We start from the raw sequence: 19,710 nt of genomic DNA, 5'->3' as shown, positions 1-19,710 counted from the left end.
GCGCTCCCGCGGACCGGGGTCCGCGGGAGCGCCGGGACTCAGCTGCCCAGCTCGAAGACCGTGGTGCTGTCGTAGGTCTCGCCCGGGCGCAGCTCCGTCGAGGGGAAGTCCGGCTGGTTCGGCGAGTCCGGGAAGTGCTGGGTCTCCAGCGCCAGCCCGTCGCCCTGCCGGTAGACCCCGCCGCCGGTGCCCACGAGCGTGCCGTCGAGGAAGTTGCCCGAGTAGAACTGGATGCCGGGCTCGGTGGTGAGGATCCGCAGCGTCCGGCCGCTCTCCGGGTCGTGCAGCACGGCCGCCTGCTCGAGGGCGTCCTCGCTGTCGGAGCCCTCCCGCGCGCCGTCGTCCTCGCGGTCGAGCGCCCAGTTGTGGTCGTAGCCCTGGCCGTAGAGCACCTGCTGGTCGGCGACCCGGATGCGCTCGCCGATGGCGGTGGGCTCGCGGAAGTCGAAGGGCGTGCCCTCCACCGGGGCGATCTCGCCGGTCGGGATGAGCGTCTCGTCGACCGGGGTGAAGCCGCTGGCGTTCAGCTGCAGCAGGTGGTCGTAGACGTCGCCGGAGCCCTCACCGGCCAGGTTCCAGTAGGTGTGCTGCGTGAGATTGACGACGGTGGGGGCGTCGGTGGTGGCCTCGTAGTGCACGGTGAGCCGCGCCTCGGCGTCCAGGGTGTAGGTGACCGCCGTGGTCAGGGTGCCGGGGAAGCCCTGGTCGCCGGCCTCGCTGACCAGCTCGAGCCGGAGCGCGGCCACGTCGTCGTCGCTGACGTCGGTGATGGTCCAGACGCGCTCGGAGAAGCCGCCGGGGCCGCCGTGCAGGGTGTTGGGGCCGTCGTTGAGCGGCAGCTGGTACGTCTCGCCGTCCAGGGTGAAGTGGCCCTCGGCGATGCGGTTGCCGAAGCGGCCGATGAGCGAGCCGAAGTAGGGGTCGTCGGCGGAGACGTAGCCCTCGAGGTCGGGGAAGCCGAGGACCACGTTCTCGGTCCGCCCGAAGGCGTCGGGCGCCTCGAGGGTCTGGATGACCCCGCCGTAGCTGAGCACCTTCATGGTCACGTCGCCGTTGGCGAGCGTCCAGCGCTCCACCGGGGTGCCGTCAGGGGTGTTGCCGAAGGGCTCGACGGTCGCGGTCACGTCGCCTCCCGTCCCGTCGTCGTCGTCAGCGGGCGTGGCGCTGGCCGGTGCCACGAGGCCGCCGGCGAGCAGGCCGGCGCCGAGCACGGGGACCAACCACCGCCGTCTCGGTCTGCGCGACCCCGGGTCGAGGGCAGGGGGCTGGGGAAGGAGCGGCGGTCGGGCCATGGGGACTCCGTGTCCGTAGCGGTCCACCGGCGTCGTCGCACGGTGGCCAGGCCACTGCCGGGCCCTCGCATCCGCGACGACGTGGCCCCGACTCCCCCGTGGTGTGACCTGTGGAACACCGCCCGACGCTATGGACGCGCCACCGGCATGTCAACGCGAACATACGAACGCCTCCCCGCGGGTCGCGGAGAGGCGTTCGCGCCGTCACGGCTTGGGCTTGCGGTTCTTCGCCTTGCCGCGCTCGGTCTGGTCGAGCACCACCTTGCGGATCCGGACCGTCGCCGGGGTGACCTCCACGCACTCGTCCTCGGCGCAGAACTCCAGCGCCTGCTCCAGGTTGAGGATGCGCGGCGGGATCAGCCGCTCGAGCTCCTCGGAGGTGGACTTGCGCATGTTGGTGAGCTTCTTCTCCTTGGTGATGTTCACGTCCATGTCGTCCGGACGGGAGTTCTCACCGACGATCATGCCCTCGTAGACGTCCGTGCCCGGCTGGACCATGAGCTGGCCGCGCTCCTGCAGCGAGAACATCGAGTAGGTCGTCGCCACGCCCTGGCGGTCGGCGACCAGCGAGCCCGTCGGGCGGGCACGCATGTCGCCCAGCCACGGCTCGTAGCCCTCGAGGTTGTGGTTGAGGACGCCGGTGCCGCGGGTCTCGGTGAGGAACTCGGTGCGGAACCCGATCAGGCCGCGCGAGGGGACGATGTACTCCATCCGCGCCCAGCCGGTGTCGTGGTGCACCAGGTTCTCCAGGCGCCCGCGCCGGGTGGCCAGCGCCTGGGTCAGCGTGCCCACGTACTCGCCGGGGGTGTCGATGGTGACGCGCTCGACCGGCTCGTGGAGCTTGCCGTCGATGGTCTTGGTGACGACGGTGGGCCGGCCGACGGTGAGCTCGAACTCCTCGCGGCGCAGCTGCTCGACGAGGATGGCCAGCGCCAGCTCGCCGCGGCCCTGCATCTCCCAGGTGTCGGGACGCTCGGTGGGCAGCATGCGCACCGAGACGTTGCCGACCAGCTCCTGGTCGAGACGGTTCTTGATCAGCCGTGCGGTGAGCTTCTTGCCGGAGCGCCCCGACAGCGGCGAGGTGTTGATCCCGATGGTGATGGAGATCGACGGCTCGTCGACGGTGAGCGGCGGCAGCGGCCGCGGGTCGTTCGGGTCGGCGAGGGTGTCGCCGATCATGACGTCCTCGATGCCGGCGATGGCGACGAGCTCGCCGGGGCCGGCGCTCTCGGCCGGGGTGCGGGTGAGCCCCTCGGTGACCAGCAGCTCGGTGATCTTGACGTGCTTGGTGCTGCCGTCGGTCCGGCACCAGGCGACCGTCTGGCCGCTCTTCATCGTCCCGGAGTGGATGCGCAGCAGCGCCAGCCGGCCGAGGTAGGGCGAGGCGTCGAGGTTGGTGACCTGCGCGCGCAGCGGCTCCTCGGCGTCGTAGACCGGCGCGGGGATGGTGTCGAGCAGGGTCTTCACCAGCGGCGCGAGGTCGGGGCTGTCGGGGCTGGTGCCGTCGGCGGGCCGGGTGAGGGAGGCCTGCCCGGTCTTGCCGTTGCTGTAGACGATCGGGAAGTCGAGGTTGTCGACGTCCATGCCGGAGTCCTCGAGCAGCTCCATGAACAGCTCGTAGGTCTCGTCGACGACCTCGCCGATGCGGGCGTCGGAGCGGTCGGTCTTGTTGACCACGAGGATGACCGGCATCCCCTTGCCCAGCGCCTTGCGCAGGACGAAGCGGGTCTGCGGCAGCGGGCCCTCGGAGGCGTCGACGAGCAGGACGACGCCGTCGACCATCGACAGGCCGCGCTCGACCTCGCCGCCGAAGTCGGCGTGACCGGGGGTGTCGACGATGTTGACGACGACGGGGTTGCCGTTCTCGTCGGCCAGGTGGATAGCGGTGTTCTTGGCCAGGATGGTGATGCCGCGCTCACGCTCGAGGTCCATCGAGTCCATGACGCGGTCCTGCGTGGAGTCGTTGTCCGTCCCCTCGCCCTTGGCGCGCCCGAGGGCGCCTGCCTGGCGGAGGAGGGCGTCGACCAGGGTGGTCTTCCCGTGGTCGACGTGGGCGATGATCGCCACGTTGCGCAGGTCGTCGCGGGTGGGCATGCGGAGAGGCACCTCAGGAGATCAGGGGGTCGGCGCGTCCACGCGCCCGGCACTGGGTCCAACAGCCGCCTGCTCGGCGACCTTCCCACTGTAGGGGCTCCGGTCGCGTGCTCCCCCCGGTCGTGGGGCCCGCCCGGGGCGGAGGTCACCCCTGCGGCGGGGATCGTGACCGGACTCACCGCCCCGGACCTGCGCGAGACGCTCCTCCAGCCCGCCCGGAGCCGCTCGGCGGTCCGCAGGTGGCGGAGGCCGCCGCCCAGCACCAGGCCGCCGCCCGGCACCAGGCCGGCAGCGTCACCGACCCGCGGCGCCGGCGTACCGCGTCAGTGGCGGTCGGCGACGACGTAGGTCACCCCGGCGGCGACCACCGTCACCAGGCCGACGGCCAGCCAGGCCGGCAGTCCGGCACCGATGGCGAGCACGTGCGCGAGCACGAAGGCACCGACGTAGAGCGCGCCGAGGCCCAGCGCGACCGCCCAGCCGCGGCGCTGCACCCACAGGGCGGCCGCGCCCACGCCGGCGGCGGCGAACACCGCGCCGCCGAGCGCCCGGACGCCGGTGCCCTGGGCGACGCCGAAGCCGGCGGCCAGCCCGACGGCGACGAGGGCGGCGGAGGACAGCCGGGTGCGGGCGCGGGTCAGCACGGACGTCGTCATGACCCCAGTGTCCCCGGGACGCGCGAGGGCCCCGGACGCGACGTGCGTCCGGGGCCCTTCGGGGTGGCCCTCCTGCAGGGGCCCGCCGCGAGCCTGCGAGCGGTGGGGGGCAGGAGGGTCCTTGCTCAGGCGGTGCGGAGCACGGCCTCGATCTCGAGCTCGACGTCGATCTTGTCGCCGACGACGACGCCGCCGCCGTCCATCGGCAGGTCGATGTCGACGCCGTAGGCCTTGCGGGAGATGGACGTGCGGGCGCTGAAGCCGGCGCGGGTGCCGCCGTAGGCGTCGGGGCCGAAGCCGTTGACCTCGAGGCTGAGGGTGACCGGCTTGGTGATGCCCTTGATGGTCAGGTCGCCCTCGACCGCCCAGTCCGCACCGTCGGTGACGACCCGGGCCGAGCGGAAGGTCATGACGGTGTGGTTGCCGACGTCGAAGAAGTCCGCGGAGCGGATGTGCGCGTCGCGCTGCTCCTGGCGGGTGTCGATCGAGTCCATGTCGATCGTGGCGCTGACCGACGACTGCGCCGGGTCCTCGGCGGTGACGATCTCGCCGGAGAACTCCGTGAAGTAGCCGCGGACCTTGCTCACCATCATGTGGCGCACGGAGAAGCCGACGGTGGAGTGGGTGGCGTCGATGTCCCAGGTGCCGGCGAGGTACCCGGGGATCTGGACGGCGGTGCTGGCGGTCATGGTGGACCCTCTCAGTGGTTGAGCGTCGAACTACCTACGGCGCCCGTAGCGTAGTTGAGGGCTTGACTATTCCGCCAGTACCCTGGGGGCATGACGACCGAGGTGTCGCCCGCCACCGGTGCCGGGCACGTCCCCGCGGGCACGCGCTGGCTCGACGACGGGGAGCAGCTGGCCTGGCGGGCCTGGCTGCACAGCACCCAGATGCTGCAGGACCGGCTCGAGCGCGACCTGGTGCGTTCGACCGGCATCCCGAGCGCCTACTACGAGATCCTCGTGCAGCTGTCGGAGACCCCCGACCGCATGATGCGGATGAGCGAGCTGGCCGACCGCTGCCTGTCCTCCCGCAGCCGCCTGTCGCACGCGGTCTCCCGGCTGGAGGAGCGCGGCTGGGTGCGCCGCCAGGAGTGCCCCGAGGACGGCCGCGGCCTGCTGGCCGTGCTCACCGACGAGGGCTTCGCCGCGCTCGAGGCCGCGGCGCCGATCCACGTCGAGAGCGTGCGGACCCACCTGTTCGACCAGCTCTCCCCGCAGCAGATCGCGGCGATGCGGGACGTCGGCGAGACCCTGCTGCGCCACCTCGGCCGCTGACGCCCTCGTCCCCGGGGACGACCGGCGGGTCCTCCCCCGGGTGGACGACGGACGCCGCCGCGCTGCCTAGATTCGGCGCCGATGGACGAGCGCCTCCCCCTCGAGCAGCTCGCGGCGACGCTGCGCGCGCGGCCGTTCGCCGTCGACGTGGTGATCGCCGCGGCCGTCGGGCTCTTCGCCGTCGTCGTCCCGGCGCAGACGTACTACCTGAGCGAGACCGTGTCCTTCCTGATCGGTGTCGCGCTCGTCGCCCCGCTGGCCTGGCGGCGACGGGCACCGGTCCCCGCGGCCGCCGTCGTCACCGCCGCCGGGCTGTTCGAGCTGGTCGCGGGCACCGACTTCCTCGCCGCGAACGTCGCGGCGCTGGTCATGGTCCACGCGCTCGCCGCCTACGGCCCGCCCTGGGCGGGACGGGCGGGGCTGGCGCTCGGGCTGGTCGGGGCGGTCCTCGCCTCGCTGCGCTGGTGGTCGGCGGGCGACGGCGTGGCCCTGCTCGTCACCGTCGGCTCGATCAGCGTCTCGGTGGTCGCGGCCTGGGCGCTGGGCCGGCTGCGCCGCTCCCGGCTCGGCGAGCTCGTCGGCCTGGCCGAGCGGGCCCGGCTGCTGGAGATCGAGCGCGACCAGGAGATGCGCCTGGCCGCCACCGCCGAGCGGGCGCGGATCGCCCGCGAGATGCACGACGTCGTCGCGCACTCCCTGTCGGTGGTCATCGCCCAGGCCGACGGCGGCCGCTACGCGGGCAGGAGCGACCCCGAGGCGGCCACCGGGGCGCTGGAGGCCATCGCCGCCACCGGGCGCCAGGCGCTCGCCGACATGCGGGCGCTGCTCGGTGTGCTCCGGGACGGCTCCCCCGAGCAGTACGCCCCGCAGCCCGACGTCGTGGCGGTCCCGGCGCTCATCGAGGACGTCCGGGGCAGCGGGCTCGACGTCGACCTGCTGGTGGAGGGCGAGCCGCGGCCCATGGCGGCCGGTCCGCAGCTGGCCGTGTACCGGATCGTGCAGGAGTCGCTGACCAACGTGCTCAAGCACGCCGGCCCCTCCACCCGGGCGTGGGTGCGGCTGCACTGGCGCGACGACGCGCTGGAGCTGTCGGTACTGGACGACGGCCGGGGCGCCGCGGCCGCCGTGGCCGCCGACGACGGGCACGGGCAGGGGCTGCGGGGCATGCAGGAGCGGGCGCAGCTGCACCGCGGGCGACTGGAGGCCGGCCCGCGCACCGGCGGCGGCTGGCGGGTGCACGCCGTCCTGCCGCTCGGGAGGGGCCGGTGATCCGCGTGGCGCTGGTCGACGACCAGCAGATGGTGCGCGCCGGGTTCCGGATGGTCATCGACTCCCAGCCCGACCTCACCGTCGTCGGGGAGGCCGGCGACGGCGAGGCGGCGGTGCGGCTGCTGGAGGCCACCGCGGCCGACGTCGTCCTCATGGACGTGCGCATGCCCGGCACCGACGGCATCGAGGCCACCCGGCGGGTCACCGCGCTGCCCGACCCGCCCCGGGTGGTCGTGCTGACCACCTTCGACCTCGACGAGTACGTGGTCGCCGCGATCGGCGCCGGGGCCAGCGGCTTCCTGCTCAAGGACGCGCCGCCCGAGGAGATGCTCGACGCGGTCCGCACGGTGCACGCCGGCGACTCGGTGATCGCCGCCAGCTCCACCCGCCGGCTGCTGCAGCACGTGGCGCCGCTGCTGCGCGGGGCCGGCTCGGCCGCCGCGCCCGCGTCCGAGCTGACCGAGCTCACGCCCCGCGAGCGCGAGGTGCTGGTGCAGATGGCACTCGGCGCGACCAACACCGAGATCGCCGCACGGCTGTTCGTCAGCGAGGCGACGGTGAAGACCCACGTCGGGCGGGTGCTGGCCAAGACCGGCTCGCGCGACCGCGTGCAGGCCGTCGTCCTGGCCTACCGGACCGGGCTGGTCTCCCCCGCCGACCTGCTCCGCGACGCCTGACGGAGGACCTCCCGTGCACTTCCGCGGAAGTGCACGACCTCACGCGTCGTCCCCGGGTCCGACCGGGGGATGACGGGCCTCCGCCCCCGGGGGCAGGGCGCCGCCCCGCAGGACCACCTCGCGGGACGACGCGGGAGGACGCCCCCGACCGCGAGGGTCGTCCCCGTCCCCAGAAGCGATCCGCGGAGGTCCGCAGTGTCCGTCCCCGTCATGACCGTCCCCGGCGAGCCGCCGGCCTCGACGTCGTCCGCCGCCGTCCGCGCCACCGGCCTGACCAAGGTCTACGGCTCCGGCGAGACGGCCGTCCGCGCGCTGGCCGGCGTCGACGTCGCCTTCGACCGCGGCGGGTTCACCGCGATCATGGGCCCCTCGGGCTCGGGCAAGTCCACGCTCATGCACTGCCTGGCCGGGCTGGACTCCGCCACCGCCGGGCAGGTCTTCCTCGGCGACACCGAGCTCACCGGGCTGCGCGACGACGAGCTCACCCGGCTGCGCCGCGACCGGATCGGCTTCGTGTTCCAGGCCTTCAACCTGCTGCCGGTCCTCGACGCCCGCGAGAACATCGTGCTGCCGGTGCAGCTGGCCGGCCGCCGTCCCGACCCGGCCTGGTTCGACGCCGTGATCGCCCGCCTCGGCCTGCGCGAGCGGCTGCGGCACCGCCCCTCCGAGCTCTCCGGCGGCCAGCAGCAGCGGGTCGCGATCGCCCGGGCGCTGCTCCCCCGCCCCGACGTCGTCTTCGCCGACGAGCCCACCGGCAACCTCGACTCCCGCGCCGGCGCCGAGGTGCTCGACCTGCTGCGCAGCAGCGTCCGCGAGACCGGCCAGACCGTCGTCATGGTCACCCACGACCCGACGGCGGCCTCCTACGCCGACCGCGTCGTGCTGCTCGCCGACGGCCGCCCCGCCGGGGAGATCGAGCGGCCCACCGCCGCGTCCGTGCTCGAGGCGCTCCGCGGGCTGGGGGGCTGACGCGGTGCTGTCCACCACCCTGGCCGGCCTGCGCGCGCACCTGCCCCGGCTGGTCGCCGCCACGCTGGCCGTCGTCATCGCGGTCGCCTTCGTCGTGGCGACGCTGGTGCTCAACGAGACCTCCCGCGCCACCCTGCTGCGCGCCGCGGGCGCCCAGTACGTCGGCACCGACGTCGTCGTGACCACGACCGACGGCTCCTCGCTGGCCGGCGCCGTCGACGCCGTCGCGGCCGTCCCCGGCGTCCGCGCCGTCGACCCCAGCGCGGCCGCCGACGTCCAGGCCGCCCTCCCCGGCCGCTCCGAGGCCTACCTGTCGGTGCAGTCGATCGCCACCGACCCGGAGCTGCGCTGGCAGCAGGTCGCCGACGGCGCCCTCCCCGGCCGGCCCGGTGAGGTCGCGCTCGCGACGACGACCGAGGCGGCCGTGGGCGACGTCGTGGCCGTGACCGTCTACGACCCCGCCACCGGTGTGGTCGCCACCACCGGTGAGGCGACCGTCACCGGCCTGGTCGACCTCGGCGGGGACCCCTCCGCCGGGGTGTTCGCCCGCGGGTTCGCCGTCCCCGAGCAGGTGACCGCCTGGGGTGCGGCCGAGCCGACCGAGCTGCGGGTCGCCGGCGAGCCGGGCACGGAGCCCGGGCTCCTCGCGGAGCAGGTGGCGGCGGCACCGGGCCTCCCCGCCGTCGAGGTGCGCACCGGCGAGCAGGCCGCCGAGGACGCCGTTGCCGCCATGACCGGCAACCGGCTCGCGCTCGCCGCCGTCCTGCTGGTCTTCGCGACCGTCGCGGTGCTGGTGGCCGGGCTGGTCATCGCCAACACGCTCGCCGTGCTCGTCGCCCAGCGCACCCGCGACCTGGCGCTGCTGCGCTGCGTCGGCGCCACCTCCCGGCAGGTCCGGCGCAGCGTGATCGCCGAGGCCGCGGTCACCGGGCTGGCCGCGTCGGCGATCGGCGTGGGTGCCGGCATCGGGCTGGCCGCGCTCGTCTCCGCGCTGGTCGGTCCCGACTCGCCGCTGCCGCTCGAGGGCGTCTCGGTGCCGCTGTACGCGGTCGGCGCGGGGCTGGCGGTCGGCACGCTGACGACGCTGCTCGCGGCCCTCGGGCCGGCGCGGGCGGCCACACGGGTCGCGCCGCTGGCCGCGCTGCGCCCGCAGGACGCGCCGCCGCTGCGCAGCCGGGGCGGCCTGGCGCGGTTCGTCACCGGGCTGGTCCTGGTCCTCGGCGGCGCCGGGCTCATGGCGCTCGGTGTCGCCACGGCCGACGTGTACCCGTCCCTCGCCGGCGGCGCGGCGAGCTTCCTCGGCGTCGTGCTGCTCGCACAGCGGGCGGTGCCGCCGGTGGTGTCCGCCGCCGGGCGGACCTTGGGCCGCGTCGGCGGGCTGCCGGGCCGGCTCGCCGCCGGCAACGCGACCCGCAACCCGCGCCGGACGGCGGCGACGGCGACCGCGCTGCTCATCGGCGTCACGCTGACCACCGCCATGGTGGTGGGTGCGGCCTCCACCCGGGCCACCGCGCAGGCCGGCCTGGACGCCGCCTACCCGGCCGACGTCGAGGTCGGGGCCTACGGCGAGCTGCCGACGGCGCTGCTCCCGCGGCTGGAGGACGTCGACGGCGTCGTCGCCGGGACGGCGCTCACCGGTGCCGACCTCACCGGCCCCGACGGCCGGCCCGTCTGGTCGCAGGGCGTGGACCCGGCGGACGCCACCGGGGTGCTGCGCAGCACGGCGGACCTCCCGCTGCCGGCCCTCGGCGAGGTGGTGCTGCCGCAGTGGGCCGCCGACGCCTGGGCGGTGCGGGCCGGCGACCCGGTGACGCTCACGGCCGGCGCGAACAGCCGCACGCTCACCGCCGTCGTCGGAGGGGACGCCACCGCGCCGATGCTCCACGGCGCCGACCTGCGGGGCTTGGTCCCCGACGCGCCCCCGGCGACGCTGTGGCTGCGGCTGGCCGACGGGGACGGGCAGCGGGCCGCCATCGACGAGGTGACCGAGCTGACCGGCGCCGCGGCCCCCGGCGCCTACGTCACCGGCCTGGCCAGCGAGCGGGCCGCGATCGACTCGGTGCTCGACGTGCTGCTGCTGGTGGTCACCGGCCTGCTCGGCGTCGCGGTGGTTATCGCGCTGATCGGCGTGGGCAACACCCTCGCCCTGTCGGTGGTCGAGCGGCGCCAGGAGAACGGCCTGCTGCGGGCGCTGGGTCTCACGCGCGGCCAGCTGCGCGGGCTGCTGGCGTGGGAGGCGGTGCTCGTGGCCGGGGTCGCCGCGGTGCTGGGCGTCCTGCTCGGCGGCGGGTACGGGCTGATCGGGACGGCGTCGGTGCTCGGCGGGCAGGGCGAGGTGGTGCTCGACGTGCCGTGGCTGCAGGTGGCGGCGATCGTCGTCGTCGCCACCGTCGCCGGGCTGCTGGCCTCGGTGCTGCCGGCCCGCCGCGCCGCCCGCACCGCCCCGGTCGCCGCCATCGCCGCCGTGTAGTGCGCCGCGATCACGGCGCCGTGACCACGCCGCACCGCGGGTCCGTGGTCACGGCGCCATGATCGTCGGGAGGTGGGGAACAGGTGGCGCGATGGTATTTTTCTGCCATGCGGACCACCATCGACGGGGCCGGGCGGCTCGTCGTCCCCAAGGCCCTCCGCGACGCCCTGGGACTGCGAGCCGGGGACGAGGTCTCCGTGCAGGTCAGGGACGGGCGCCTGGAGATCGAGCCCGCCCCGGTCGCGATGCGCCTGGAGGAGTCCGGAGACGCCGTCCGGGCCGTCACCGACGTCGACCTTCCCCCGCTCACCGCGGAGCAGGTGCGCGAGGCGCTGGAGCGCACCCGGCGGTGATCGCGGTCGACACGAGCGTGCTGGTGGCGGCCTTCGCGTCCTGGCACGAGTCGCACCCCGCGGCCCGGGAGGCGCTGCGTGGTGCGCGGCTGGTGGCGCACAGCCTGGTCGAGACCTACTCGGTGCTCACCCGGCTCCCCCCACCGCACCGGGTCGTGCCCGACCTGGCGGCGTGGTTCCTCCGACGGGTCGCGACCGACGCGCCGCTGACCCTCTCGGCCGAGGAGATCGCCGGACTGCCGGAACTGCTGGCGGGCCGGGGGGTCTCCGGCGGCGCCGCCTACGACGCCCTCATCGCGGTGACCGCGGTACGGCACGGCGCCGAGCTCGTCTCCCTCGACTCCCGGGCAGCGGCGACCTACCGAGCCATCGGGGCGGCGCACCGACTGCTCGCCTGAGCGGCCGGCCGTCAGGGTGTGACGTCGTCCGGGGGCAGCGGCCAGCGCGGGACACCGGCGACGGCGCCCTCGCCCAGCGGCGCGCGGAACTCCGGGGGCCGCTTGGCGAGGAAGGCGGCCACGCCCTCCTCGACGTCGGGGCCGGCGGTCAGCTCGGCGAGCGCGCGTGACTCGGCGCGGTGCGCGTCCCAGGGCGAGGCCGCGCCGAGCATCGACCACAGCAGCTGCCGCGCGGCGGCGACGGCGACCCCGGAGGTGTTGTCGGCGATCTCGCGGGCCAGCGCGTGCGCGGCCGGCAGCAGCTCGGCGTCGGGCACCACCCGCGAGACGAGCCGGCCGCGCAGCGCCTCGGCGGCGTCGAACACCCGCCCGGTGGCCACCCACTCCACCGCCTGGCTGATGCCGACCACCCGCGGCAGGAACCACGACGACGCCGCCTCCGGGGTGATCCCCCGGCGGGCGAAGACGAACCCGAACCGCGCGGACTCGGCGGCGATGCGCACGTCCATCGGCAGGAGCATCGTCGCGCCGATGCCGACGGCCGGGCCGTTGACGGCGGCGACGACCGGCTTGCGCAGGGCGGCGAAGGGCAGCGACGCGATCCCGCCCCAGTCCCGCGGGACGCCGTCGATGCTGCCGCGGCCGGGCTCGCCGCCGTCGGGGGCGGCGCCGCGGGACCGGTCGCCGAGCCCGCCGGGACCGGCGGCGAGGTCGGCGCCCGCGCAGAACGCCCGCCCGGCGCCGGTCACGACGACGACCCGCACGGCCTCGTCGGCGTCGGCGGCCGCGGCGGCCCGCCCGAGCTCGGCGGCCATCACCGGCGTGAAGGCGTTGAGCCGCTCCGGCCGGTGCAGGGTGATCGTGGCGACGCCGTCGTCGACGTCGTAGCGCAGCTGCTCGAAGGTCATCCCAGGGCGCCGCCGACCGCGAGGCGGGCGACGGCGTCGAGGTGCTCGGTCGCGTCGCCCAGCAGCAGCCGGTCGGTCTTGGCCCGCCGCCAGTACAGGTGGGCGTCGTGCTCCCAGGTGAACCCGATGCCACCGTGCACCTGCACGGCCGTCTCGGCGGCCCGCTCGAACGCCTCGGCGGCGTAGGCCTTGGCGGCCGCGGCGGCCAGCGGCAGCTCCCCGGGCGCGGAGTCGGCCGCCCAGGCCGCCCACCACACCAGCGAGCGCAGCTGGTCCACCCCGACCCAGGCGTCGACGAGCATGTGCTTGACCGCCTGGTAGGAGCCGATCACCCGGCCGAAGGCCTCGCGCTGCTGCGCGTAGTCGACGGCCATGAGCACGGCACGGTCGGCGGCGCCGAGGTCCTCGGCGGCCAGCACGACGGCGGCCACCTGCCGCGCCCGCTCCCACAGCCCGCCGGCGTCCTCGGCCAGGACCCGGCGCGAGGTCAGCCGCACCCGGGCGAGCCCGCGGGTGGCGTCCAGCGGCCGGCCGGGCACGACCTCCCCCTCGCCGGCGACGAGCGCGCCGCCGTCGAGGCCGAGGAAAAGCGTGGCGTCGGCGGCGTCGATCGAGGGCGCCGAGCCGGTGACCGGGCCGTCGAGGACGGCGATCGCCGCCGACCCGTCGGCCAGCTGCGCGGCGAGGTCGGGCGCGCCCTCCAACAGCACCGCCGCCCGCGCCGCGGTGACCAGCGACGGCCCGGCCAGCACCGCGCCGCCCTGCTCGGCGACGACGGCGAGGTCGAGCACGGAGCCGCCCGCACCACCGGCCGACTCCGGCACGGTGATGCCGAGGAAGCCGATGTCGGCCAGCGCCTTGCGGCCGGGCGCCGGGACGCCCTCGCCCTCCAGCGCGGCCCGGGCGGCCGACAGCGGCACCGAGCCGGTGAAGAAGTCGCGGGCGCCGGCGGCGGCGTCGCGCTGGTCGTCGGAGAGGTCGAAGTTCACCGTCGTCCTCCGGTGGAGAAGGGAGCGGTCTTGTCGGTGCGGGGCTCGGAGGGGAGGCCCAGCACCCGCTCGCCGAGGATGTTGCGCAGCACCTGGTCGGTGCCGCCCGCGATCGCGATGCCCGGCACGTACGCCTGTGCCCGCTGCCAGGTGTCGTCGCCGTCGGCGGTGGCGCCCAGGACGGCGTCGTCGCCGAGCAGCCGGACGCCGGCGTCGGCCACCAGCCGGGCCGCGGCGGTGCCGCCGAGCTTGCCGGCGCTGGCCTCCGGCCCGGGCACCCCGCCCTGCGACAGCGTGGTGAAGCGGCGGTAGCCGGTGTAGCGGGTGGCGAGCGAGGCGACCAGCGCCCGGCCCACGGCCTGCCGGGCCAGGGCCTGCCGCTCCGGGTCGAGGGCGGGCAGCCGCTCGCGGGCGTGCGCGGCCAGCGCCTCGGGCGACTGGCCGATGTCGCTGCCGGCGCCGCCGATGGCCACCCGCTCGTTCATCAGCGTGGTGAGCGCGACCCGCCAGCCCTCCCCCGGCTCGCCGAGCCGCTCGGAGTCGGGGATGCGGACGTCGTCGAAGAAGACCTCGTTGAAGTCCGCGCCGCCGCTCATCTGCCGCAGCGGCCGCACGGTGACGCCGGGGGCGTGCATGTCGACGACGAACATCGTCAGCCCGGCGTGCTTGGGCCGCTCCGGGTCGGTGCGGGTGAGCAGGATGCCGAAGTCGGAGACGTGGGCCAGCGTCGTCCAGACCTTCTGGCCGTTGACCACCCAGTCCTCGCCGTCGCGCACCGCGGAGGTGCGCAGCGCGGCGAGGTCCGAGCCCGACGCCGGCTCGCTGAACAGCTGGCACCAGACGTCGTCGGCGCGCAGCAGGCGGGCCAGGTAGCGGGAGCGCTGGTCGTCGCTGCCGTGGGCGATGACGGTGGGCCCGCACATGCCGATGCCGATGTGGTTGACCAGGGTGGGGACGCGGGCGCGGGCCAGCTCCTGGGACACGATCGCCTGCTGCACCAGCGTGCCGCCCTGGCCGCCGTACTCGCGGGGCCAGGTCACCCCGACCAGCCCCTCCTCGGCCAGCACCCCCTGGGTCGCCCGGAGCTCGGCCTCGCGGCTGCGGGCGTCGACCGGCTCACCGGGCGCGACGTGCAGCAGGTCGGCCGCGCGGTCGGTGAGCACCGACCGGACCCGCGCCCGGTAGGACGCCTCCTCCGGTGTGTCGTCGAAGTCCACGCGCTACCCCCTGCTCGTCGGGCCGGTCGGCCGCAGCGTGACACCGGTCACCGGCGACGGTCAACGGTGACTGTTCGTGGTCGCGCGCGGCGCCTACCCTGCCCCGGTGACCGCCGACACCGGACCGCTCGCCGGCCCGGACGTCTGCCCGCCGCGGACCCGCTCCGCGCGGACGGCCGACAGCCGCGCGCTCATCCTCGACGCCGCCGTCGCGTGCCTGGTCGAGGACGGCTACGCCGGCGCCTCCACCCTCGCCGTCCAGGCGCGGGCCGGGGTGTCACGCGGGCGGCTGCTGCACCACTTCCCGTCCCGCGCCGAGCTGCTGGTGGCCGCCGCCGGGCACGTGTCGACCACCCTGCTGGCCGAGGTCGAGACCCGGGCCGCGGCGCTCATGGCCGACCAGCCGCCCGGCCCCGAGCGGGTCGACCGCGCCATCGACCTGATGTGGGCGACGTTCCACGAGCCGCCGTTCTGGGCGGCGATGGAGCTGTGGACGGCGGCGCGCACCGACCCCGGGCTGCGCGCGGCGCTGCAGGTGGAGGAGCGGGGCCTGCGCACGGCGATCCGCCGGGTGGCCGACGGCATCTGGGGTCCGGAGATCGCCGCGGCGCCGCTCTACGCCGAGCTGTGCGAGCTGCTGTTCACCAGCATGCGCGGCGTGGCCTGCGTGTACGCCTTCGCCGACCGCCCCGCCGCCACCGACCCGCACCTGGCGCTGTGGAAGCGGCTCGCCGCGCGGATGCTCTTCGCGCACGCGGAGGGCTGACGCCGGGGCTCCGGCCGGGCCAGCATGCGGGGGCATGGTCAGCGACCGCGCCCCCGGCTACGTCCTCGGCGACGACGACCCCGCACTGGCCCGGCTGGACGCGCTGTCCCGGGTCTACGCGCCGGCCACCGCGGCGTGGCTCGACACCGCGGGCCTGGCCCCCGGCGCGACGGTCGTCGACCTCGGCTGCGGGCTCGGCGCGGTCACCCTGGCCGCCGCCGAGCGGGTGGGGCCCACCGGCCGGGTGATCGGCGTCGACGCCGCGGCCCGCCCGCTGGAGGTGGCCCGACGGCGGGCCGCGGCGGCCGGGCACCGCACCGTCGTCCTCGAGCAGGCGGACGTCACCACCTGGGAGCCGCCGGGGCCGGTGGACGCCGTGCTCGGGCGGCTGCTCCTGCTCCACCTCGCCGATCCGGTCGCACTCGTGGCCCGGATGGCGGGGCTGGTGCGCCCGGGCGGGGTGGTCGCCTTCTCCGACGTCGTCCTCCCCACCCGCGCCGCGCACCCGCCGCTGCCGCTCCTGACCGCCTTCAACGGCTGGCTGCTCACCACCTTCGAGCGGCTCGGCGTGCCCGTGGACGCGGGGCTGCGGCTGACCGCGGTCTACCGGACGGCCGGACTGCCCGACCCCGTGCTCAGCGCCGGCCAGCCGTTGGAGCGGGGCGGTGGGGCGACCGGGTGGGCGATCGTCGCGGGGGACGCCACCAGCCTGCTGCCGGCCTTCGAGCGCACCGGCGTGGCGACCGCGGCGGAGGTCGGCGCCGAGGACCTCGAACAGCGGCTGCGGGCCCAGGCCGCGGCCGCCGACGCGGTGCTGGTCAACCCGCTCCTGGTCGGCGCGGCCGCGCGGCTGCCCTGACCGTCAGGGTTGACCGCCCTCCTCGGCCCCCGACAGCATGACGCGGGTCACACCCGGCACCGAGGAGGACCCGTGAGCGCCCTCATCCCCGCTCTCCAGGGCCGCGGCATGACCGCCGCCGACCAGCTCGCCCGTTGGGCCCGGCGGACCCCGGACGCGTGGGCGCTGCGCTTCGACGGCGGCGGGCGCACCTACGCCGGGCTCGACGAGCGGGTCACCCGGCTGGCGCGCGCGCTGGCCGACCGCGGCGTCGGCACCGGCGACCGCGTCGCGGTGCTGGGTCTGAACTCGATGGAGGTGTGGGAGGCCTACCTCGCGGGGGTGCGGCTGGGCGCGATCGTCGTCCCGGTCAACTTCCGGCTGGTCGCCGACGAGGTCGCCTACGTGCTCGCCGACTCCGGGGCCACCGCGCTCGTCGTCGACGCGGCGCTCACCGAGGTGGCCACCAAGGCCCGCGAGCAGGCGCCGGACCTGCGCACGGTGCTCACGATCGGCGGTGACCTGGAGGAGGCGGTCGCCGCGGCGTCGGCCGAGCCGCTCGACGTCGAGGTGGACGAGTCCGCGCCGGCGTTCATCATGTACACGTCGGGCACCACGGGCCGCCCCAAGGGCGCGGTGCTGACCCACCACAACCTGCTCATGCACGTGTTCAGCCAGGTCACCCACCTCGGCTGGCACCCCGACGACCGGGTGGGCGTCCCGGGCGCACCGCTGTTCCACATCGCCGGGCTGGCCGGGGGCCTGCCGCCGCTGCTGCTCGGCGGCACCCACGTGATCCTGCGCTCGGGCGGCTTCGACCCGGTGGCCACGCTCGACCTCGTCGAGCGGGAGCGGGTCAGCAACATCTTCCTCGTGCCGGCGATGTGGGCCGCGGTGGTCGCCGTCCCCGGCATCGCCGACCGCGACCTGTCCAGCCTGCGGCGCATCTCCTGGGGTGCGGCCCCGGCGTCGACGACGCTGCTGCGCACGATGATCGACACCTTCCCGCAGGCGGAGGTGGTCACCGCCTTCGGTCAGACCGAGTGCAGCCCGGTCACCTGCCTGCTGCGCGGCGAGGACTCGATCCGCAAGATCGGCTCGGTCGGGACGCCGATGCTCAACGTCGAGGTGCGTGTCGTCGACGACGCGATGCGCGACGTCCCGCGGGGCGAGGTGGGCGAGATCGTCTACCGCAGCCCGATGGTCATGAAGGAGTACTGGGGCAGGCCGGAGGCGACGGCGGAGGCGTTCGCCGGCGGCTGGTTCCACTCCGGCGACCTGGTCCGGCAGGACGAGGACGGCTACTACTACGTCGTCGACCGCAAGAAGGACATGATCATCACCGGCGGCGAGAACGTGTACTGCGCCGAGGTCGAGGACGTGCTCGCCGCCCACCCGGGGATCGCCGAGGTGGCGCTCATCGGCGTCCCCGACGCCCGCTTCGGCGAGGCGCCGCTGGCCGTCGTCGCCCCGCGGGACCCGGCCTCCCCGCCCACGCCCGAGGAGCTCACCGCCTGGTGCCGGGAGCGGCTGGCCCGCTACAAGCACCCCCGGGAGTACGCGGTCGTGCCGGCGCTGCCCCGCAACCCCAGCGGCAAGGTGCTCAAGACGGCGCTGCGCACGGAGCACCGGGCCGGGTCCCTGGTCAGCGACCCGGCCGTGTGACGAAGGACCCCCGTGCCCCCCACCGCTCGCACGCTCGCGGCGGGCCCCTGCACGGGGCCACACGGCTCGACAGCCGGCTGTGACGTGGGCCACCCTGTCCCGGCCACGAACCCGACAGGGAGGACCCGCATGACCGCGACCCAGCCCGCACCGGCCCCCACCGCCGCCGCCAGCTGGCCGCCCGGGCTGCCGCGCTCGCTGGAGTACCCGCAGGTCCCGGTCGGGTCGATCCTGCGGGCGGCCGTGCGCCGCTGGGGCACGCGGACGGCGTTCGTCGACCACGACGTCGAGCTGTCCTACGAGGAGCTGGGGCAGCGCGCGGCCGCGGTCGCCAACTGGCTGGCCGAGCACGGCGTGGGCCGCGGCGACGTGGTGGCGGTGCACATCCCGAACTGCCGGCAGTACCCGGCCGTCTACTACGGGGTGATGATGGCCGGCGCGGTCTTCTCCCCCACCAACCCGCTGCTGCCCGCCGCCGACCTCGCCGCCCAGCTCACCGACGCCGGCGCGAGGGTCCTGGTCACCTGGGACCAGGTGCTGCCGTTCGTCCGCTCGGCCCTGGCGGCCACCCCGGTGCAGACCGTCGTCGTCACCGGGGAGGCGCACACCCTGGACTTCGCGGCCCGGCTCGACGGCCTCGAGGAGACCGACGTCGACCTCGCCGACCTGCTGGGCGCCGACCCGACCGACCGGCACCACGACGCCGGCGTAGACCCCGCCGTCGACCTCGCGCACCTGGCCTACACCGGCGGCACGACCGGCGTGAGCAAGGGCGTGGAGCTGCCGCACCGCAACGTCGTCACCAACGTGCTGCAGTCGGCGTGCTGGACGTCGGGGTCGCTGCCCGAGCTCGACGACGCCGGCGACGTCACCCTCCGGCAGGTCCTCGGCGAGGACGAGTGCCCGATCCGGCTCGGCGAGGCGCGGCTGGTCAACCTGACGCCGTGGTTCCACGCGATGGGGGCGATCGGCTACCTCAACGGCATGGTCATGGCCGGCACCATGACGGTGATCCACATGCGGTTCGACCCAGTGCGCTACGTGGAGGACGCCGCCCGCCACCGCGTCACGTCGATCGGCGGCGCCCCGCCGGTGTTCGTGGCGCTGCTGCAGGTGCCCGGCTTCACCGAGCACGACTGGTCGCACGTCCGCGGCGTCTCCAGCGGCGCCGCCCCGCTCGCCGTGTCGCTCATCGAGCGGCTGCAGGCGGTGCTGCCGAACGCCGTCATCGGCGAGGGGTACGGGCTCACCGAGGTGACCATGCAGGCCACCGGCAACCCCTCGTTCCGCTCGGGCACGCGGAAGGCGGGCACGGTCGGGGTGCCGGTGTTCGACACCGAGATCACCATCCGCCCGCTCGGCGGCGGCGACCCGCTGCCCGTGGGCGAGCGCGGTGAGGTGTGCATCCGCGGCCCGCAGGTGATGCGCGGCTACGCCCACCGGCCCGAGGCGACGGCGGAGTCGATCGACGCCGACGGCTGGTTCCACACCGGCGACGTCGGCGTCCTCGACGAGGACGGCTACCTGTCGATCGTCGACCGCACCAAGGACATGCTGCTCTACAAGGGCTACAACGTGTTCCCGCGCGAGCTGGAGGAGGTCCTCTTCGGCGTCCCGGGAGTCGCCGGGGCCGCCGTCGTCGGCCGGCCCGACGAGGAGGCCGGGGAGCTGCCGGTGGCCTACGTCGTGCGGAGGGCCGACGACGCCGGGGCGGCGCTGACCGCCGAGTCGGTCATGGCCGCGGTGAACGACAAGGTCACGCCGTACAAGCGGCTGCGCGACGTCGTCTTCATCGACGCGATCCCGGTGTCGGCCGCCGGCAAGGTCCTCAAGCGGGAGCTGCGCGACCGGGAGGCGGCGCAGGGCTGACCC

At 75.5% G+C, this 19,710-nt stretch carries 18 protein-coding genes; 11 read left to right on the top strand and 7 right to left on the bottom strand.

The genetic code is table 11. The features are described 5' to 3' along the window. Positions 1-38: 38 nt before the first annotated feature. The 4 genes from BM165_RS05545 to BM165_RS05530 form a co-directional block, all read right to left on the bottom strand. Positions 39-1,124: an aldose epimerase family protein gene (locus BM165_RS05545; RefSeq protein WP_244274063.1), complete on the bottom strand. Its 1,086-nt coding sequence runs from the start codon at positions 1,122-1,124 to the stop codon at positions 39-41. Positions 1,125-1,496: 372 nt separating this feature from the next. Next, the gene (gene typA / locus BM165_RS05540) at positions 1,497-3,386 is read right to left on the bottom strand and encodes a translational GTPase TypA (protein ID WP_075012478.1); all 1,890 of its coding nucleotides are present in this window, start codon (positions 3,384-3,386) and stop codon (positions 1,497-1,499) included. A 323-nt stretch (positions 3,387-3,709) separates the two neighbouring features. Further along, positions 3,710-4,042: a hypothetical protein gene (locus tag BM165_RS05535; RefSeq protein ID WP_075012477.1), complete on the bottom strand. Its 333-nt coding sequence runs from the start codon at positions 4,040-4,042 to the stop codon at positions 3,710-3,712. Positions 4,043-4,167: 125 nt separating this feature from the next. After that, positions 4,168-4,731, bottom strand: a complete 564-nt coding sequence (locus tag BM165_RS05530; protein ID WP_075012476.1) for a YceI family protein — start codon at positions 4,729-4,731, stop codon at positions 4,168-4,170. A 90-nt stretch (positions 4,732-4,821) separates the two neighbouring features. Between BM165_RS05530 and BM165_RS05525 the strand changes: the two genes are divergently transcribed. From BM165_RS05525 to BM165_RS05495, 7 genes are all read left to right on the top strand, one after another. Further along, positions 4,822-5,319 (top strand): MarR family winged helix-turn-helix transcriptional regulator, encoded by a 498-nt coding sequence (locus BM165_RS05525; protein ID WP_075012475.1) that lies wholly within the window; start codon positions 4,822-4,824, stop codon positions 5,317-5,319. Between the two features lie 81 nt (positions 5,320-5,400). Next, complete coding sequence (locus BM165_RS05520; protein WP_075012474.1) at positions 5,401-6,588, top strand: sensor histidine kinase; 1,188 nt, start codon at positions 5,401-5,403, stop codon at positions 6,586-6,588. After that, positions 6,585-7,265 carry a response regulator transcription factor gene (locus BM165_RS05515; RefSeq protein ID WP_075012473.1) on the top strand — a complete coding sequence of 227 codons (681 nt, stop codon included), beginning with the start codon at positions 6,585-6,587 and terminating at the stop codon, positions 7,263-7,265. The genes BM165_RS05520 and BM165_RS05515 overlap by 4 nt, the downstream gene beginning before the upstream one ends. Before the next feature lie 195 nt (positions 7,266-7,460). Beyond that, complete coding sequence (locus BM165_RS05510) at positions 7,461-8,234, top strand: ABC transporter ATP-binding protein (RefSeq protein ID WP_244274061.1); 774 nt, start codon at positions 7,461-7,463, stop codon at positions 8,232-8,234. Positions 8,235-8,238: 4 nt separating this feature from the next. Next, the gene (locus BM165_RS05505; protein WP_075012472.1) at positions 8,239-10,704 is read left to right on the top strand and encodes an ABC transporter permease; all 2,466 of its coding nucleotides are present in this window, start codon (positions 8,239-8,241) and stop codon (positions 10,702-10,704) included. Positions 10,705-10,811: 107 nt separating this feature from the next. Continuing rightward, on the top strand, positions 10,812-11,057 hold the full coding sequence (locus tag BM165_RS05500; protein ID WP_075012471.1) for an AbrB/MazE/SpoVT family DNA-binding domain-containing protein: 246 nt from the start codon (positions 10,812-10,814) through the stop codon (positions 11,055-11,057). After that, positions 11,054-11,455 carry a type II toxin-antitoxin system VapC family toxin gene (locus BM165_RS05495; protein ID WP_075012470.1) on the top strand — a complete coding sequence of 134 codons (402 nt, stop codon included), beginning with the start codon at positions 11,054-11,056 and terminating at the stop codon, positions 11,453-11,455. Before BM165_RS05500 ends, BM165_RS05495 begins: the two co-directional genes overlap by 4 nt. An 11-nt stretch (positions 11,456-11,466) precedes the next feature. Here BM165_RS05495 and BM165_RS05490 read toward each other — a convergent pair whose 3' ends face one another. From BM165_RS05490 to BM165_RS05480, 3 genes are read right to left on the bottom strand one after another with little or no spacing between them, the layout of a single operon-like run. Beyond that, positions 11,467-12,363 (bottom strand): enoyl-CoA hydratase-related protein, encoded by an 897-nt coding sequence (locus BM165_RS05490; protein ID WP_075012469.1) that lies wholly within the window; start codon positions 12,361-12,363, stop codon positions 11,467-11,469. Continuing rightward, positions 12,360-13,352, bottom strand: coding sequence for an acyl-CoA dehydrogenase family protein (locus BM165_RS05485; RefSeq protein WP_075012468.1), 993 nt, complete (start codon positions 13,350-13,352; stop codon positions 12,360-12,362). The genes BM165_RS05490 and BM165_RS05485 overlap by 4 nt, the downstream gene beginning before the upstream one ends. Continuing rightward, positions 13,349-14,569 (bottom strand): acyl-CoA dehydrogenase family protein, encoded by a 1,221-nt coding sequence (locus BM165_RS05480; protein ID WP_075012467.1) that lies wholly within the window; start codon positions 14,567-14,569, stop codon positions 13,349-13,351. Before BM165_RS05480 ends, BM165_RS05485 begins: the two co-directional genes overlap by 4 nt. A 106-nt stretch (positions 14,570-14,675) precedes the next feature. On the opposite strand from BM165_RS05480, the gene BM165_RS05475 reads away from it, so the two are divergent. The 4 genes from BM165_RS05475 to BM165_RS05460 all read left to right on the top strand — a co-directional run bounded on the left by BM165_RS05475 (position 14,676) and on the right by BM165_RS05460 (position 19,707). Beyond that, positions 14,676-15,335 carry a TetR/AcrR family transcriptional regulator gene (locus BM165_RS05475; RefSeq protein WP_075012660.1) on the top strand — a complete coding sequence of 220 codons (660 nt, stop codon included), beginning with the start codon at positions 14,676-14,678 and terminating at the stop codon, positions 15,333-15,335. A gap of 34 nt (positions 15,336-15,369) precedes the next feature. Then, entirely contained in the window at positions 15,370-16,194 is an 825-nt protein-coding gene (locus BM165_RS05470) for a class I SAM-dependent methyltransferase (RefSeq protein ID WP_075012466.1), read from the top strand. Positions 16,195-16,266: 72 nt separating this feature from the next. Beyond that, positions 16,267-17,838 carry a long-chain-fatty-acid--CoA ligase gene (locus BM165_RS05465; RefSeq protein ID WP_208976657.1) on the top strand — a complete coding sequence of 524 codons (1,572 nt, stop codon included), beginning with the start codon at positions 16,267-16,269 and terminating at the stop codon, positions 17,836-17,838. Positions 17,839-17,967: 129 nt separating this feature from the next. Further along, a complete protein-coding gene (locus tag BM165_RS05460) occupies positions 17,968-19,707 on the top strand; it encodes a class I adenylate-forming enzyme family protein (RefSeq protein ID WP_075012465.1) in 1,740 nt (579 codons plus the stop codon). Positions 19,708-19,710: the final 3 nt, after the last annotated feature.

The sequence above is a fragment of the Geodermatophilus obscurus genome, from assembly GCF_900115395.1.
In the GTDB taxonomy this organism is placed as follows: domain Bacteria; phylum Actinomycetota; class Actinomycetes; order Mycobacteriales; family Geodermatophilaceae; genus Geodermatophilus; species Geodermatophilus obscurus_B.
This window is presented reverse-complemented; position numbering and strand designations above follow the sequence as displayed.